Below are 16,349 nucleotides of genomic sequence, written 5' to 3'. Positions count from 1 at the left end.
ATTATACACATCGCCGTTATGTGACGTAGTCTTTGTCACACTTTTTGCGCCAGATTATTGCATTTTGCGTACTTTTTTCCGCTTTTATCGCGTTGTTGCTGCAACCCGCCCAAAAATCTGGAAAGCGACTTGTATGATACGTTTTTACCTCTCGGTTTTTATGCAATGACGCGTTATACCTGCCGGCAATCTACAAGGGAGGTCGTGATGAAATTATGGAAAAGCATGGCGTGGGGGATGTTATTGTGGCACGCCCAAAGCGGAGCGGTTTGCCCGGACTGGCCGTCAGCAAGAGCGACTGAAGAAATCTCTCGTTTGCAGCAACAGCTTACTGACTGGAATGATATCTACTGGAAACAAGGTGTTAGCGCGGTTGACGATAGTGTGTACGACCAGCTCAGCGCAAGACTGGTTCAGTGGCAACGCTGTGTTGGCGATGATGTTTCGCCAGAACAAGGCTTGCCGCCAATAAGCGGCGCAACAGCGCATCCTGTTGCGCATACGGGCGTGCGCAAACTCGCGGACCGACAGGCGCTAGCGCAGTGGATGCGTGGGCGCAGTGGGCTTTGGGTTCAACCAAAAGTAGATGGCGTAGCGGTAACGTTGGTTTATCAGAACGGTAAACTAACGCGAGCTATCAGCCGGGGCAATGGGCTACAAGGCGAAGACTGGACGCAAAAAATTTATCACATTCCTGCAATACCGCAGACAACACGAGGCGCGCTTGCCAACGCGGTTTTGCAAGGGGAGATTTTTCTACAGCGTGAGGGGCATATCCAGCAACGAATGGGGGGCATGAATGCTCGCTCGAAAGTCGCAGGAATGTTAATGCGCCAGGATAACGCCCCGGCGCTTAATTCGTTAGGTATTTTTATTTGGGCGTGGCCGGACGGTCCGACAACCATGTCTGAAAGATTAAATCAGCTCACTAAGGCCGGATTCAGCCTGACGCAGAAATATTCCAGGGCGGTGAAAAGCGCCGACGACGTCGAACAGGCGCGTCAGTTATGGCTGACATCAGCTCTACCTTTTGTTACGGATGGCGTAGTGATACGCATGGCTAAAGAACCCGCGTCACATCACTGGCAGCCCGGACAGGGCGACTGGCTGGCAGCATGGAAATATCCGCCGGTAGCACAGGTTGCGCAAGTGAGTGCTATTCAGTTCTCGGTAGGGAAAAGCGGTAAAATTGCTGTGGTAGCGTCGCTTGTCCCCGTTATGCTGGATGATAAGCGGGTTCAGCGGGTCAATATTGGTTCTGTCAAACGTTGGCAGGCATGGGATATCGCGCCAGGCGATCAGATCCTGGTGAGTCTGGCCGGGCAAGGTATTCCCCGGCTTGATGAGGTCGTCTGGCGGAGTCGTGAGCGGAGTAAGCCTGTGCCTCCTGGTCATGATTTCAATTCACTGACCTGCTTTTATGCTTCGGCAGCGTGTCAGGAACAGTTTATCTCCAGGCTGGTATGGCTGGGCTCAAGATCAGTCCTGGGGCTGGATGGCATGGGAGAAGCGCGTTGGCGGGCTTTGCATCAGACGCATCGCTTTGAACATATCTTCTCCTGGCTTGCCCTGACGCCTGCACAAATAGCAAGCACTCCCGGTTTTGCTAAGGAAAAAAGTGAACAGATATGGCGGCAATTTAATCTGGCGCGCCGACAACCCTTTTCCCGCTGGATAATGGCGATGGATATCCCTTTAACGCAGGCCGCCTTGCAGGCCAGCGGCGTTCGTTCATGGGAACAGTTATTGACGCAAACAAAGCAGCACTGGCGGCAGTTGCCTGCGACAGGCGAGCGTCGTGTCGGGAAAATTATCGCCTGGCAGGATAATCCTCAGATTAACGCGCTGAGCAGATGGCTGGCTACTCAGCGTATTCCAGGGTTCGGGCCTTAGTGTCCCTCATGGCGGTAATAAAATACCGGCAGACCAAGTTTCAGACGTAGCGCTAATAATCTTGCAGTAAAACCAAACAGTAGCGTAGAGATAACGACGACATCCGGATTAGTGACGTAATGTTGTAACGCGATGTAGAGAACCGCTGAAGCGAACGAGATGCCAGCATATAGCTCTTTTTGAAACACCAACGGGATGCGCTTACAAAACATATCGCGAAGTACGCCGCCAAAGACGCCAGTAGTGACAGCGGCCACCACGGCAATAATTGGCCCTTCGCCCATATCAAGGGCTATCTGAGCGCCAATAATGGAAAATACCACCAACCCCAGCGCGTCAAGTACCAGAAAAAGCTTGCGTAAGTAGGGCATCACAGGAGCAACAATAGTGGTTAATACGGCGGCTGTCGCCACAATAATGACATACTCAGGATGCTTCACCCAACCAAGCGGGTAATGGCCGAGCAAAATATCGCGAACCGAGCCTCCGCCGATCGCGGTGGCGGTAGCAATAATAATTACGCCGAATGTATCCATGCGGCGACGGCCCGCAGCGAGTGCGCCCGTCATGGCTTCGGCGGTGATGCCAATTAAATAAAGAACGTGCAACAGCATGATTTCCCCCCTGATTTCATGGGAGCGAAGATTAACGATTTGTGCGCTGTATCACGATTGAGATTTTCTAAGGTATTATGTAATTAATAAGTTTAACTAATGCTTTCATTTTTATAGTAAATAATTATTCATTAAAAATATCAATGAATTGGGCGTTATTTTTAGAGGCTGGTTTATGAGGTGTTTTTCTTTTTTGGCTTAGATAAATTATGTAAACGGTGGCACGAAATGTGCCACCGGTTCATTATTTCATTGTGGTTGCTGTGTAGTCAGTTGCATGGTGAAGCGCTGACGCGAGCGTTTCACATACTGCTGCAAGCCAGTGGGATCAAAAAAGGCTTGTGTATCGCCGTTGTGAAGTTTCTGTCGTTTCTCCTGCAGCCCAAAGCGATCGCCTTTGTTGGCAATAAAAATATCAACATGCTGGGCGGCCAGTGTTTTAAAACTACGCTGGATATCAGTCACCAGGTTTGGGTAATTTTTGTTGTTAATCAGGAGATAATCAGGCGTGGCGAGACTATCGGCGTAAATCAGCGTCTTGCCATTGCGTAGCGTCACGCGCCATGAGGTTGAGCCGGGAAGATGGCCTGGTGTGAATAACGCTGTTACGGTTATTCCCCCGAGGCTGATCCTTTCCCGGTCGCGGATAATTTTATCGGTCGTGACAGGGGGAAAGGGTAGTGCATCGCCAAGTGCAAAATCCTGCCGCCCGCCCCTCGCCATCTGATCGGCATTGGGTTGACTGGCGACCAACTGTGCGCCGCTCCACGCTTTCAAACGTGCCATGCCCCCCGCCTGATCCAACCGCGCATGGCTGTTCAGCAGATAGCGCACGTCAGTGAGGCGAAATCCTGCCGTTTCAATATTAGCTTTAATTTGCGGTGCGCTTTCATCCATCCCCGCATCAATAAGGATATGCCCAGCTGGGGTGGTGAGCAGAATAGAAGAGAGATTTTCTGTGCCGACATACCACACGCCTTCCGTGATTTGAAACGGCTCCATAGGGTTAGCCCACGCCTTAAACAGTGACAAGGGAGGCGCGGGAGATAAGGCTTGTGAAGGATCTAATGCTGCCATTGCGGGAAGTGCGGATGCTGAAAATATACATACAAAGAATAATGCATAGCGATTCATAATGTTCTCCTGATTGAAGCGCCCGCAGTATACCTGGCAGTAATTTAGCCAGGTTCAATAAGAGAGACGTTTAATGAATTTGCTGCAAATAGATATGAACCTGTTAAAAGTACTGTATGTGCTGCTGGAAACGGGTTCTACGGGTAAAACAGCGCAAAAGCTGGCCTTGTCGCCTTCTGCGGTGAGTCATGCTCTGATGAGATTACGCGATGCGCTAGACGATCCGTTGTTTCGACGGGAAGGGAATCGCCAGGTCCCTACGCCTTATGCGCTGGCGCTACGTGATAAGCTAACACCTGTATTTGTTTCGCTTAATGAGGAGTTATTTGGCGAAAAAGAGAACGGCTCCCGTTGCTTTCGGGTGGTTCTGCCACCTGCTCTGAACGCGTTGCTTACGCCTGTACTGGCAGAAAAAGGTCACTTTCATCAGGCAGTGATTGAGTGCATTCCTTTTGCCCGCCGCCCCTGGCGTGATGAACTGTTGGATAGTACGGTCGATCTGGTGCTGGCGGTTGGCGACCATCAAAGGCAGGTCAGCGCCCTGCATTACGAACGGATAGGAGCTACGCGTCTGATTGCGCTTTATGGAACTCCGCTACGTTCACGTCTGGAGAATGCCAACACGTTGCATTTTAATGAGCTACAGCATTATCAGCACATATACTGTCTGCCGTGGACAAAAGAGAGTAACGAACTGGACAGGCAGCAGGCTCGCGCCGGGTTTGAACGGCCGCTGGCGTTTGTTTGTCATGATTACAGCCAGCTTGTGCCTGCTGTCCAGTCTGCGCCGCTGATGGCTATTGTACCGTGTCCCTGGTATGAAAATTTATCTGATAAGCGTGGACTTTTTGTCCTGCCGCTCGCCGGAGAGCAGGCAGAAGGCGCGATTTTTATGCAATACCGGGTTTCAACGGTGGAATGGAAACGACGTTTTATCGAGGCTATTCGCCGGAAATTAAAAATGTACTATCAATAAACGTGAAAGCCCGCAATATGGACTGCATCGCATAAAGCGGGCTCTATGGCATATTGAATGCCAGTCTTACTCAATGTTCTGAATCTGCTCGCGCATTTGCTCGATCAATACTTTTAATTCAATGGCGGAGTTGGTTACCTCAGCGTTGATGGATTTGGATGCCAGGGTGTTCGACTCACGGTTAAATTCCTGCATCATGAAGTCCAGACGGCGGCCTACCGCCTCTTTTTTCTTCAGAATGTTGTACGTCTCTTTGACGTGCGCTTCCAAACGATCCAACTCTTCCGCCACGTCAATGCGCTGCGCCATCAGGACCAGTTCTTGCTCCAGACGGTTGTTTTCCAACTGTACTTGTGCGTCTTCTAGTTTGGCGACCAGCCGTTCACGCTGCCACTGCAAAATTTCCGGCATATGCGCACGGACTTTCGCTACTTCGGCGCTGACGCCTTCCAGCCGTTGTTCAATCAGCGCTTTTAGCGCCTGACCTTCCGTTTCACGCGCCACAATAAAGTCATCCAGCGTACTGTCCAGCGCGGCTAAAATTTCTGCGGCAATCGCATCCAGATCCTGCTCCTGGGCGGCCATCACGCCAGGCCAGCGCAAAATATCAACCGGATTGATTTCCCCTTCGTCGCTCTGCATTTTGACCCAGTTTGCGGCGCTAACTAATTGTTTCGCGAGCTTTTCATTGAGGATAAGTTCCGCCTGTGCGCTCACATCGGGTTCAAAACGCAACATACATTCGACTTTGCCGCGCGTCAGACGTGTCCGAATACGTTCGCGCACGACGGGTTCAAGACTACGGAACTGTTCCGGCAGACGAAAGTAAGTTTCCAGATAACGCTGGTTTACCGAGCGCATTTCCCAGGTCGCGCTACCCCATTCACCCTTGATTTCACGCCGGGCGTAGGCGGTCATACTGCGGATCATAGACGTTCCCGTTTTTAAAGGAGAGATGGAAGGATTATAGCTATCCAGACCTTGTCAGGATAGGAATAACCATCGGAAGTCCGTATAATGCGCAGCCACATTCGTTTTAAGCCGGAGATCTCAATATGCGTCCAGCAGGCCGTAGCGCTAATCAGGTGCGTCCCGTAACCCTGACCCGTAACTATACAAAACACGCTGAAGGCTCGGTGCTGGTCGAATTTGGAGATACCAAAGTGTTGTGTACCGCTTCCATTGAAGAAGGCGTCCCGCGCTTTCTGAAAGGCCAGGGCCAGGGCTGGATCACTGCTGAGTATGGCATGTTGCCCCGTGCGACACATACCCGTAACGCGCGTGAAGCGGCAAAGGGTAAGCAAGGTGGCCGTACTATGGAAATTCAGCGTCTGATCGCGCGTGCGCTGCGTGCGGCGGTTGATCTGAAAGCGCTTGGCGAATTTACCATCACGCTGGACTGCGATGTCATTCAGGCTGATGGCGGTACGCGTACGGCGTCTATTACCGGTGCCTGTGTTGCGCTGGCGGATGCGCTGAACACGCTGGTTGCAAACGGTAAGCTGAAAACCAATCCGATGAAAGGCATGGTGGCGGCGGTTTCCGTTGGTATCGTTAATGGCGAAGCGCTGTGCGATCTGGAATATATCGAAGATTCTGCCGCTGAAACCGATATGAACGTTGTGATGACCGAAGATGGCCGCATTATAGAGGTACAGGGTACCGCGGAAGGCGAGCCGTTTAGCCATGAAGAACTTCTCACTTTGTTGGCGTTGGCCCGGGGGGGCATCGAATCCATTGTCGCGACGCAGAAGGCGGCGCTAGAAAATTGATATTAAAGGCGACGAATGAGTCGCCTTTTTTTTGTCTGTAAATTTGTTAATGATGAAAGTAAGAAAAGGAGCGAATCCATGAAGCCGTATCAACGCCAGTTTATTGAGTTTGCGCTTAACAAACAGGTACTCAAGTTTGGCGAATTTACGCTGAAATCCGGGCGCAAAAGCCCTTATTTCTTCAACGCCGGGCTGTTTAATACCGGGCGTGATCTGGCGTTGTTAGGCCGTTTTTATGCTGAAGCGCTGGTAGATTCCGGTATTGAATTCGATTTGCTGTTTGGGCCTGCGTACAAAGGTATTCCGATTGCGACAACGACGGCGGTTGCGCTGGCGGAACACCACGATAAAGATCTGCCGTACTGCTTTAACCGTAAAGAGGCGAAAGACCACGGTGAAGGCGGAAATTTGGTGGGTAGCGCGTTACAGGGCCGCGTGATGCTGGTGGATGACGTGATTACCGCCGGGACGGCGATTCGCGAGTCGATGGAGATTATTCACGCTCACGGGGCAACGCTTGCTGGCGTGCTGATTTCGTTGGATCGTCAGGAGCGTGGCCGCGGCGAGATTTCCGCAATTCAGGAAGTAGAGCGCGACTATGGCTGTAAAGTGATCTCAATTATCACCCTGCAAGACCTGATTGCTTATCTGGAAGAGAAGCCAGAGATGGCGGAGCATCTGGCTGCGGTACGGGCCTACCGCGAAGCGTTTGGTGTGTAAGAGAGCGAGAACGCCGGATGGCGCTGCGCTTATTCAGCCTACGGTAATTTTGTAGGCCAGATAAGCGTAGCGCCACCGGACACATTACCGGTTACTGCAACTGGGCGGCCATCAGTGGCCAACGTGCGTCAAAATCGTCCGTTGGGCGGTATTTAAATTCGCTACGCACGAACCGCGAAAGCATCCCTTCACAGAAGGCTAACAGCTGGCTTGCCAGCAAAGTCTCATCCGTGGCGTAACCTTCGCCTTCACGCATTCTTTTTTCTCGCAGCACCTGACGGAGCTGTGCTTCGATGCGCTCAAAAAGCTGGTTAATGCGCCCCTGCAGGCGATCCTGCTCAAACATCAGTGCGTGGCCGGTAAGAATGCGCGTCAGGCCAGGATTGCGCTCGCCGAAACCCAGAATGAGCAACACAATCAGCCGCAACCGCGCGCTGGTATCTTTTTCATCTTTTAAAATCAGGTTGATACGGGTAATGAGGCTATCTTCGATAAACTCAATCAGGCTATCGAACATGCGGGTCTTGCTGGGAAAATGGCGGTATAGCGCCGCTTCGGAAACGCCGACTGAAGCTGCCAGTTTTGCCGTCGTGATGCGTTGACTCCCATCGCTGGATTCAAGCATCAACGCCAGTGACTGAAGTATTTCTTCGCGACGATTCCTTTTCGCAGTTTGTTTTTCTGCCATGTTACAAAATACCCCTGAAAATAAGCACTTGCCAGGCGAGCATCCACGCTATAACCGCAAACACAGCGTTTGCGGCGAGTTTATGACATTATTGGGATGCGCAAATAGTTACTTACGGCCGGAATGGCCGAAGCCGCCCTCGCCACGTTCGGTAGCGTCAAACGCTTCCACCAGATTAAATTCGGCCTGAACGACCGGAACAAACACCATTTGCGCGATACGTTCGCCCGGCTCAATGGTAAAACTGTCCTGACCACGGTTCCAGATCGACACCATCAGCTGCCCCTGGTAATCGGAATCAATCAGTCCGACCAGGTTGCCCAGCACGATACCATGTTTATGACCCAGACCCGAGCGCGGCAACATGACCGCCGCCAGTGACGGATCGGCGATATGAATAGCCAGACCGGTGGGCACCAACGTTGTTGCGCCAGGCGCCAGTTCTACGGCAGCGTCGAGGCAGGCGCGCAGGTCAAGTCCGGCAGAACCAGAAGTAGCATAAGTCGGCAGCGGAAACTGTTGACCGACACGCGGGTCCAGAATCTTAACGTCGATTTTTTTCATCATAACGGGTCACGATCTCGTCGAGTAATAATTGGCCCAGGAGTTCTTTTCGCTCAAGCGGTAAGACTTTATCTCCATCCTGCCAGAAAAGATGTAATGCGTTGTTATCGCTGTTAAACCCTTGATTTGAAAGTGAAACGTCATTTGCACAGATCAAGTCAAGGTTCTTGCGGATACGTTTTTGCCGGGCGTATTCTTCCACATTATTTGTTTCCGCGGCAAACCCAACAACATAGGGTCGATGGTCGCTGAGTGCGGCCACCCCGGCGATGATGTCCGGATTTTTAACCATTTTTACTGTTAATTCATCACCCTGCGTCGCCTGCTTTTTGATTTTTTCACTGGCGATAGTTTCTGCGCGATAGTCAGCTACGGCGGCGCAACCAATGAAAATATGCTGTTGCTGAACAGCAGATTGAACCGCAGCTTCCATGTCCAGCGCGGTCATGACATCAATGCGTTGTACAAAAGGCGGTGTTGATAACGAAACCGGACCGGAGACCAGCGTGACGTTTGCGCCACGCCGCGCCGCCGCCGCCGCAATAGCAAAGCCCATTTTACCGGAGCTGTGGTTGGAAATATAACGCACCGGGTCGAGCGGTTCGCGTGTCGGGCCTGCTGTAATCATGATATTAAGATGTTGCAAATCGTTGGCGGCAGCGAAATGTGTAGCGACCTGATCGACGATAACCAGTGGGTCCAGCATACGGCCCGGACCTACATCGCCGCACGCCTGGCTGCCGCTATCCGGTCCCCAAATTAACAGGCCGCGAGAGGCAAGTACGTCCAGGTTATGCTGTGTGGCAGAGGCGCGATACATTTGTTGATTCATGGCCGGAAGAACGGCAACCGGAGCTGGCGTCGCCAGGCAGATGGTAGAGACTAAATCATTGGCCATACCAGCTGCTACGCGGGCGATTAGATCCGCTGTTGCGGGCGCGAGAATAACCAGGTCGGCCCATTTTCCCAACTCAATATGCCCCATTGCGGCTTCAGCGGCAGGGTCCAGTAGGCTGTCTGACACGGGATAGCCCGAGACGGCCTGTAAGCTCAGGGGGGTAATAAAGGCTTTTGCCGCCTCGGTCATTGCCACGCGTACGTCAGCGCCGCGCTCACGTAAACGGCGCACCAGTTCCGGTGTTTTGTACGCAGCAATACCGCCGCTGACGCCGAGAACAATTTTCTTACCGACCAGGCTCATTATGATCTTTCCTGTTAGGTGGCTTCGGAGGGCGGCCATTTTATCACAATCTCGACGGCGTCGTGCCTCTGCCTGTGATCCACTTTGCGAGGCGCTACGCAAGAACAAAACGGCGGCGTCGATCTCCTCCAAAGGCTGTGCCACTATGCCGCCTGCTTAAAAAGGAGGTGCGCGGATGGAGACGTTTGACGAACTATTACCGCGTGAAAAAATGCTCAAATCCGGCATTGGCTCCCTTAACGACGTGGAGCTGTTGGCGCTTTTTTTACGTACCGGCACACCGGGAAAAGATGTCATGACGTTGGCGGCAGAGATATTGCAGCGCTTTGGGTCACTGTATGGTCTGCTCTCAGCGGACTTTGCGCAGTTTCGCGGCGTGAATGGCATTGGTATAGCGAAGTTCGCGCAGCTGAAAGGAATTGCAGAACTCGCCAGGCGTTATTACAGCGTGCGTATGCATGAAGAAAATGCGTTGCTCAGTCCAGAAATGACCCGGGAATTTTTGCAAAGCCAGCTAACGGGTGAGGAGCGTGAGATCTTTTTGGTGATCTTCCTCGACGCTCAGCATCGGGTGCTTCAGCATAGCCGTCTTTTTTCCGGAACGCTTAACCACGTTGAGGTGCATCCGCGCGAGATTGTTCGGGAAGCGATTAAACTCAATGCCTCGGCGGTTATTCTGGCGCATAATCACCCTTCAGGCTGCGCGGAGCCGAGCAAAGCGGATAAACTTATCACCGAGCGCGTAGTAAAATGCTGTCAGTTCATGGACATCCGTGTACTTGATCACCTGGTGATTGGGCGCGGAGAATATGTTTCTTTCGCTGAACGTGGATGGATTTAGCGTAGTTTGCGCGATCCATCGGGATCTTTGTCTGTTCGGGACTTGAGCATATCGCCGGGTCAGCGTATACTACGCCACCTTTGAGAATCTCGGGTTTGGCATTTGGGCCTGGCAATCGGGGGTTCACTTAGAACCGTCGTGACCGGGCTTTACAGCCTGACGAGGCGCCAATACCCCATACGAAGCTCGAGCTAATTTGATTTTTGGAGAATAGACATGTCCCGAGTCTGCCAAGTTACTGGCAAGCGTCCGGTGACCGGTAACAACCGTTCCCACGCACTGAACGCGACTAAACGCCGTTTCCTGCCTAACCTGCACTCTCACCGTTTCTGGGTTGAGAGCGAAAAGCGTTTTGTCACCCTGCGTGTATCTGCTAAAGGTATGCGTGTCATCGATAAAAAAGGCATCGAAACAGTTCTGTCTGAACTGCGTGCCCGTGGCGAAAAGTACTAAGTACTAAGAGGAAATAAATCATGGCTAAAGGTATTCGTGAGAAGATCAAGCTGGTTTCTTCTGCTGGTACTGGTCACTTCTATACCACTACGAAGAACAAACGTACTAAACCAGAAAAACTGGAACTGAAAAAATTCGATCCAGTTGTTCGTCAGCACGTTATCTACAAAGAAGCGAAAATCAAATAATTCTCGCTTTGATGTAACAAAAACCTCGCTTCGGCGGGGTTTTTTGTTTTCTGGCCGTCCCCATATTAATGAGACCTGCCACACCGCCGGAGATGCTATGCCTGAATTACCAGAAGTAGAAACCAGCCGTCGGGGTATTGAGCCCCATCTGGTTGGCGCCACTATACTGCACGCCCATATCCGCAACGGGCGCCTGCGCTGGCCGGTTTCAGACGAAATTTATCGTCTGAGCGATACGCCTGTCCTTAGCGTTCAGCGCCGTGCTAAATACCTGCTGCTGGAGTTGCCTGACGGCTGGATAATCATTCATCTGGGAATGTCGGGAAGCTTGCGAATACTGTCGGAATCGTTGCCGGCGGAAAAACATGACCATGTCGATCTGGTGATGAGCAACGGCAAAATCCTGCGCTATACCGATCCTCGCCGCTTTGGCGCCTGGCTTTGGACCAAAGAACTGGAAGGGCATAACGTGCTGGCGCACCTGGGGCCAGAGCCGCTAAGCGATGCGTTTAATGGCGAATATTTGCAGCAGAAATGCGCGAAGAAGAAGACGGCGATTAAACCCTGGCTGATGGATAACAAGCTGGTGGTCGGCGTGGGGAATATCTACGCCAGCGAGTCGCTGTTTGCCGCTGGTATTCACCCTGACCGCCTGGCGTCGTCACTCTCGACAGAGGAGTGCGACCTGCTGGCACGGGTGATTAAAGCCGTTTTGCTGCGCTCTATTGAACAAGGCGGGACAACGCTGAAGGATTTTCTGCAAAGCGATGGAAAACCGGGCTATTTTGCACAGGAGTTACAGGTGTACGGTCGCAAAGGCGAGCCGTGTCGGGTATGCGGTACGCCGATAGCCGCAACGAAACATGCACAGCGTGCGACCTTCTATTGCCGTCACTGTCAGAAGTAAAATGCCAGGCCCGGCAAGCCGTTGCATCACCGGGCAACACTTATTTCAACTTATCCATCAGCGCCTGATGCACATTATCTGGCAGAAAGTGGGTCACATCGCCCTGATGACGCGCTACTTCTTTAACCAACGACGACGAGATAAACGACCACTCTTTTGAGGGCATCAGGAAAACGCTTTCCAGTTGGGGCATCAGGTGGCGATTCATGTGCGCTAACTGCATTTCATATTCAAAATCCGCCACAGCGCGCAGACCGCGAATCAGGATAGTGGCTTGTCTGTCGCGGGCGAAATTGGCCATCAGATCGCTAAAGCCGACCACCTCTACATGGCTAAGGTGTGCAGTCGCTTTTTGCGCCAGCGCCACACGTTCATCCAGGGTGAACATAGGTTTTTTACCAGGGCTGGCGGCGATAGCCAGAATGACATGGTCAAACATCTGCGTCGCGCGCGTCACGATGTCGATATGACCGTTGGTAATCGGATCAAACGTACCCGGATAAATTGCCCGTTTTTGCATGACAGCCCTCAATGCGTTTTCGGTGGCAGATAAGGTTCCAGCAGTTGCAGCAGACGCTGGAGCGCGCCCTGATTTTGATACAGTACTTCAACTGCGTGACGTCCGTAGAAATTACGATAATCAGCGTCGGTCAGTAAAGAGGAAACTTCTTTTGCCAGCGTAGCCGCATCAGTAATGGTGATGAGTCCGCTCGCCTGCTCCAGACGGGCGCAAATATCTTTAAAGTTAAAGGTATGTGGGCCCATCAGTACCGGAATCGCATGCGCGGCGGCTTCCAGCGGGTTATGGCCGCCACGTTCAACCAGTGAACCGCCGACAAAGGCGAGATCGGCAATCCCATAGAGTAACATCAATTCGCCCATAGTATCGCCAACCACGACCTGAGTACTGGCGGACGGGACTTCCCCCGATGAACGAGTGATATAGCTTAGCCCTGCCTGACGCACAAGGTTGATAGCATCCGGGAAACGCTCCGGATGGCGAGGCACCAGAATCAGTAATAAATTCGGGAATTGATGTAATAACGCCTGGTGAGCGGCGAGTACGATACTCTCTTCGCCATCATGGGTACTGGTGGCAATCCAGACCGGACGGTGCGGTGCCCACTGGCGACGTAGCGTAACGGCTTTGGCCGCCAGCTGTGGGGTGACCGAAATATCGAACTTCAGGCTGCCAGTGACAGTGACCTGATTGTTTTTCGCACCTAGCGCCACAAAGCGTTCGCCGTCTTCTTCGTTTTGCGCGGCAATCAGAGTGATACGGCGCAAAAGCGTACGGACAAACTTGCCAAGTTTCGTATAACCCGCGGCGGAGCGGGCGGAAAGCCGCGCATTAGCGATAACCAGTGGGATATGGCGTTTGTGCAGAGCGGCAATCAGATTCGGCCATAGCTCCGTTTCCATGATCAATACCAGCTTAGGGTCGATCTTATTGAGGAAGCGATTGAGCGCATCGGGCAAATCATAAGGCAAGTAAACATGCTGAACATCGTTGCCAAAGGCGGACTGGACGCGCTCCGAACCGGTCGGCGTCATCGTTGTTACGGTAATAGGCAGGTCGGGATAGCGATGACGCAAAGCGCGGACCAATGGAATGGCTGCCAGAGTTTCGCCCACAGAGACGGAATGCAGCATGATTCCGCCCGGCTTCAACGGACGGCGGTAGAATCCGTAGCGTTCACCCCAGCGTTTACGATAGGCCGGCGCTTTACGCCCGCGCACCCAAAGCCGTATCCAGATCAGAGGCTGAATAAGGTAGAGAAGGGCGGTGTAAAGCAATTCGAGCATAGTAAATAGCTGACTTATGGATGTGCTGGGGATTCTATGTATTTAGCCGGGGCTTTACCATTACTTTTCCCGTTTTTGCACCAAATTGGCCTGGAAGCGAGGAGGCGTAGAGCATAACTTCATTATTTTTGCATTTTTACGCAATTCATTGAAATTTGCTGCTCTCATCGCTCCCGGGGATTTGGAATGGCCTTTCAAATGAGGGGGGTAAATTAATATCTCTTTGAATTTATAATTAAAAAAATGATTGTGTCTAAAATTTATTCATATCGGATTGCTGCGAAAGAAGTGTTACACTAGCGCATCTAAGATGAGTGCGGTATTAGCCATCGGGTTGCTGTGAAGCCTGGGGCGGTAGCGTGCTTTTTTCTGCTTATTTATCCGGACAATCTCAACCAAAGAGTCGCTTGTGGAAAAGCCGTTTCGAAGAATTCTGATTATAAAAATGCGTTTTCATGGAGATATGTTACTGACTACTCCTGTCATCAGTACGCTGAAGCAGAATTATCCCGATGCAAAAATCGATGTGCTTCTTTACCAGAACACCATACCGATATTGTCGGAAAATCCGGAGATTAATGCACTCTACGGCATCAGTAACAAAGGCACGGGAACAAAAGAGAAGATTAAAAACGCGCTATCACTGGTCAAAAAACTGCGTGCTAATCACTATGACCTGGTCATCAATCTCACCGATCAATGGAGTGTGGCGCTTATTGTGCGTTTTTTAGACGCCAGAATAAAGATCTCACAGGATTTTGGCAATCGTCAGTCTGCTTTATGGAAAAAAAGCTTTACGCATTTAGTACCGTACGCGGGGGAACACGCTGTGGAGCGCACGTTGTCTGCCCTAAAACCGTTAGGGCTAAAGCACTATGTCACGGAAACCACCATGAGCTATCGTCCGGAGCATTGGGAAAATATGCGACAGCAGCTCAAAAAGCTTGGTGTGACCCGGCAATATATTGTTATTCAACCTACAGCACGGCAGCGTTTTAAGTGCTGGGATAACGATAAATTCTCCCGCGTTATTGATGCCGTACAGCGCCGTGGTTACCAGGTTGTATTGACGTCAGGCCCGGCCGCAGACGAGATGGCCTGTGTAGATGATATTGCCCGCGGGTGCGAAACAAAACCGGTTACAGGTCTGGCGGGTAAAACTCGGTTTCCGGAACTGGGCGCATTGATTGATCATGCAGCTCTGTTCATCGGGGTTGATTCGGCTCCAGGCCATATCGCCGCCGCAGTCAAAACCCCGGTTATTTGCCTTTTTGGCGCGACGGATCATGTATTCTGGCGTCCCTGGACCGACGACATTATTCAGTTTTGGGCAGGTAACTATCACCCTATGCCTGAACGGCATGAACTTGATCGTAATAAAAAATACCTTTCTGTTATTCCGGCTGAAGATGTTATTGCCGCGACGGAAAAAATGCTGCCGCGTGAGGCACACCCCATAGATTTGGATAGCCAGGTATGATAGTTGCCTTTTGCTTATATAAATATTTCCCTTTCGGCGGTCTGCAACGTGATTTTATGCGCATTGCCCAAACTGTTGCGGCGCGTGGTCATCAGGTGCGTGTTTATACCCAGACATGGGAAGGGGAATGTCCGGATAAGTTTGAATTGATCCGCGTGCCTGTTAAATCCCGGACGAACCACGGCCGTAACGCAGAATATTACGCCTGGGTGCAACACCATTTGTGCGACCATCCAGTCGATAGGGTTGTTGGCTTCAATAAAATGCCAGGCCTTGATGTATATTATGCCGCGGACGTATGTTATGCCGAAAAGGTCGCGCAGGAAAAAGGCTTTTTCTATCGTCTGACATCACGTTATCGACATTATGCTGCTTTTGAACGCGCCACGTTTGAGCATGGCAAGCGTACGCAGTTATTGATGCTGACGAATAAGCAGATTGCTGACTTTCAAAAACATTATCAGACTGAAGCGGAGCGTTTTCATATTCTTCCTCCTGGAATTTACCCCGACAGAAAATATAATCAACAGATCCCTAACAGCCGTCAAATTTATCGGCAGAAAAATGGTATCTCAGAACAGCAAAAACTGCTGTTACAGGTAGGGTCTGATTTTACTCGTAAGGGAGTGGATCGCACTATTGAAGCGCTCGCATCGTTGCCTGAATCTTTACGGAATAATACAGTGCTTTATGTTGTCGGACAGGATAAGCCGAAAAAATTTGCGGCACTGGCTGAAAAAAGTGGCGTCGGCGCTAATGTGCATTTTTTCTCTGGCCGTAATGATATCGCAGAATTAATGGCGGCGGCTGACCTTTTACTCCATCCAGCCTATCAGGAAGCAGCGGGTATTGTTTTGTTGGAAGCCATTACTGCTGGTTTGCCCGTATTAACCACTGCGGTATGTGGTTATGCGCACTATATTGTTGATGCAAATTGTGGCGAAGCGATTGCAGAACCTTTCCGCCAGGAAGCGCTAAATGAGATTTTACTCAAAGCGCTTACACAGCCTTCCTTATGTAGCGCCTGGGCAGAAAATGCGCGGCATTATGCCGATACTCAGGATTTATATAGCTTGCCGGAGAAGGCCGCGGATATTATTACAGGTGATTGA

Annotated in this window: 18 protein-coding genes; 10 read left to right on the top strand and 8 right to left on the bottom strand. The window is 51.3% G+C overall.

The features are described from left to right. Positions 1-207 precede the first annotated feature (207 nt). A complete protein-coding gene (gene ligB, locus SBG_RS17245; protein WP_000780528.1) occupies positions 208-1,893 on the top strand; it encodes an NAD-dependent DNA ligase LigB in 1,686 nt (561 codons plus the stop codon). Here the strand turns inward: ligB and SBG_RS17240 are convergent. Beyond that, a complete protein-coding gene (locus SBG_RS17240; RefSeq protein WP_000924336.1) occupies positions 1,890-2,507 on the bottom strand; it encodes a trimeric intracellular cation channel family protein in 618 nt (205 codons plus the stop codon). The genes ligB and SBG_RS17240 overlap by 4 nt on opposite strands. 249 nt (positions 2,508-2,756) lie before the next feature. After that, a complete protein-coding gene (locus SBG_RS17235; protein WP_001082956.1) occupies positions 2,757-3,641 on the bottom strand; it encodes an HARLDQ motif MBL-fold protein in 885 nt (294 codons plus the stop codon). A gap of 73 nt (positions 3,642-3,714) precedes the next feature. On the opposite strand from SBG_RS17235, the gene SBG_RS17230 reads away from it, so the two are divergent. Further along, complete coding sequence (locus tag SBG_RS17230) at positions 3,715-4,617, top strand: LysR family transcriptional regulator (protein ID WP_001050830.1); 903 nt, start codon at positions 3,715-3,717, stop codon at positions 4,615-4,617. 66 nt (positions 4,618-4,683) lie between these two features. Here the strand turns inward: SBG_RS17230 and SBG_RS17225 are convergent, their stop codons facing one another. Next, positions 4,684-5,547, bottom strand: coding sequence for a YicC/YloC family endoribonuclease (locus tag SBG_RS17225; protein ID WP_000621355.1), 864 nt, complete (start codon positions 5,545-5,547; stop codon positions 4,684-4,686). A gap of 125 nt (positions 5,548-5,672) precedes the next feature. Between SBG_RS17225 and rph the strand changes: the two genes are divergently transcribed. Continuing rightward, positions 5,673-6,389, top strand: coding sequence for a ribonuclease PH (gene rph, locus SBG_RS17220; protein WP_001247076.1), 717 nt, complete (start codon positions 5,673-5,675; stop codon positions 6,387-6,389). Between the two features lie 78 nt (positions 6,390-6,467). Next, positions 6,468-7,109 (top strand): orotate phosphoribosyltransferase, encoded by a 642-nt coding sequence (pyrE, locus tag SBG_RS17215; RefSeq protein WP_000806166.1) that lies wholly within the window; start codon positions 6,468-6,470, stop codon positions 7,107-7,109. 91 nt (positions 7,110-7,200) lie between these two features. On the opposite strand, the gene slmA is transcribed toward pyrE, so the two are convergent. The 3 genes from slmA to coaBC form a co-directional block, all read right to left on the bottom strand. Next, on the bottom strand, positions 7,201-7,797 hold the full coding sequence (slmA, locus tag SBG_RS17210) for a nucleoid occlusion factor SlmA (protein WP_000818593.1): 597 nt from the start codon (positions 7,795-7,797) through the stop codon (positions 7,201-7,203). 108 nt (positions 7,798-7,905) lie between these two features. Beyond that, positions 7,906-8,364, bottom strand: coding sequence for a dUTP diphosphatase (gene dut, locus SBG_RS17205; protein ID WP_000976075.1), 459 nt, complete (start codon positions 8,362-8,364; stop codon positions 7,906-7,908). Next, the gene (gene coaBC / locus SBG_RS17200) at positions 8,342-9,562 is read right to left on the bottom strand and encodes a bifunctional phosphopantothenoylcysteine decarboxylase/phosphopantothenate--cysteine ligase CoaBC (protein WP_000060542.1); all 1,221 of its coding nucleotides are present in this window, start codon (positions 9,560-9,562) and stop codon (positions 8,342-8,344) included. Before coaBC ends, dut begins: the two co-directional genes overlap by 23 nt. Before the next feature lie 175 nt (positions 9,563-9,737). On the opposite strand from coaBC, the gene radC reads away from it, so the two are divergent. The 4 genes from radC to mutM all read left to right on the top strand — a co-directional run bounded on the left by radC (position 9,738) and on the right by mutM (position 11,951). Next, entirely contained in the window at positions 9,738-10,403 is a 666-nt protein-coding gene (gene radC, locus SBG_RS17195; RefSeq protein ID WP_000447198.1) for a RadC family protein, read from the top strand. A 216-nt stretch (positions 10,404-10,619) separates the two neighbouring features. Further along, positions 10,620-10,856 (top strand): 50S ribosomal protein L28, encoded by a 237-nt coding sequence (gene rpmB / locus SBG_RS17190; RefSeq protein ID WP_003024071.1) that lies wholly within the window; start codon positions 10,620-10,622, stop codon positions 10,854-10,856. Between the two features lie 20 nt (positions 10,857-10,876). After that, entirely contained in the window at positions 10,877-11,044 is a 168-nt protein-coding gene (gene rpmG, locus SBG_RS17185; RefSeq protein WP_001051798.1) for a 50S ribosomal protein L33, read from the top strand. A gap of 97 nt (positions 11,045-11,141) precedes the next feature. Next, on the top strand, positions 11,142-11,951 hold the full coding sequence (mutM, locus tag SBG_RS17180; protein WP_001114522.1) for a bifunctional DNA-formamidopyrimidine glycosylase/DNA-(apurinic or apyrimidinic site) lyase: 810 nt from the start codon (positions 11,142-11,144) through the stop codon (positions 11,949-11,951). A gap of 40 nt (positions 11,952-11,991) precedes the next feature. Here the strand turns inward: mutM and coaD are convergent, their stop codons facing one another. Both coaD and waaA read right to left on the bottom strand, forming a co-directional pair. Next, positions 11,992-12,471, bottom strand: a complete 480-nt coding sequence (gene coaD / locus SBG_RS17175; protein ID WP_001171857.1) for a pantetheine-phosphate adenylyltransferase — start codon at positions 12,469-12,471, stop codon at positions 11,992-11,994. Between the two features lie 8 nt (positions 12,472-12,479). Beyond that, a complete protein-coding gene (gene waaA, locus SBG_RS17170; protein ID WP_000891586.1) occupies positions 12,480-13,757 on the bottom strand; it encodes a lipid IV(A) 3-deoxy-D-manno-octulosonic acid transferase in 1,278 nt (425 codons plus the stop codon). Between the two features lie 409 nt (positions 13,758-14,166). Between waaA and rfaQ the strand changes: the two genes are divergently transcribed. Together rfaQ and SBG_RS17160 are read left to right on the top strand one after the other, a co-directional pair. Then, positions 14,167-15,237, top strand: a complete 1,071-nt coding sequence (gene rfaQ / locus SBG_RS17165) for a lipopolysaccharide core heptosyltransferase RfaQ (RefSeq protein ID WP_071826003.1) — start codon at positions 14,167-14,169, stop codon at positions 15,235-15,237. Further along, entirely contained in the window at positions 15,234-16,349 is a 1,116-nt protein-coding gene (locus SBG_RS17160) for a glycosyltransferase family 4 protein (protein WP_000634271.1), read from the top strand. Before rfaQ ends, SBG_RS17160 begins: the two co-directional genes overlap by 4 nt.

The sequence above is a fragment of the Salmonella bongori NCTC 12419 genome (assembly GCF_000252995.1).
Lineage (GTDB): Bacteria > Pseudomonadota > Gammaproteobacteria > Enterobacterales > Enterobacteriaceae > Salmonella > Salmonella bongori.
The sequence above is the reverse complement of the archived record's forward strand: the minus strand, read 5'-3'. Positions and strand labels throughout refer to the sequence as shown.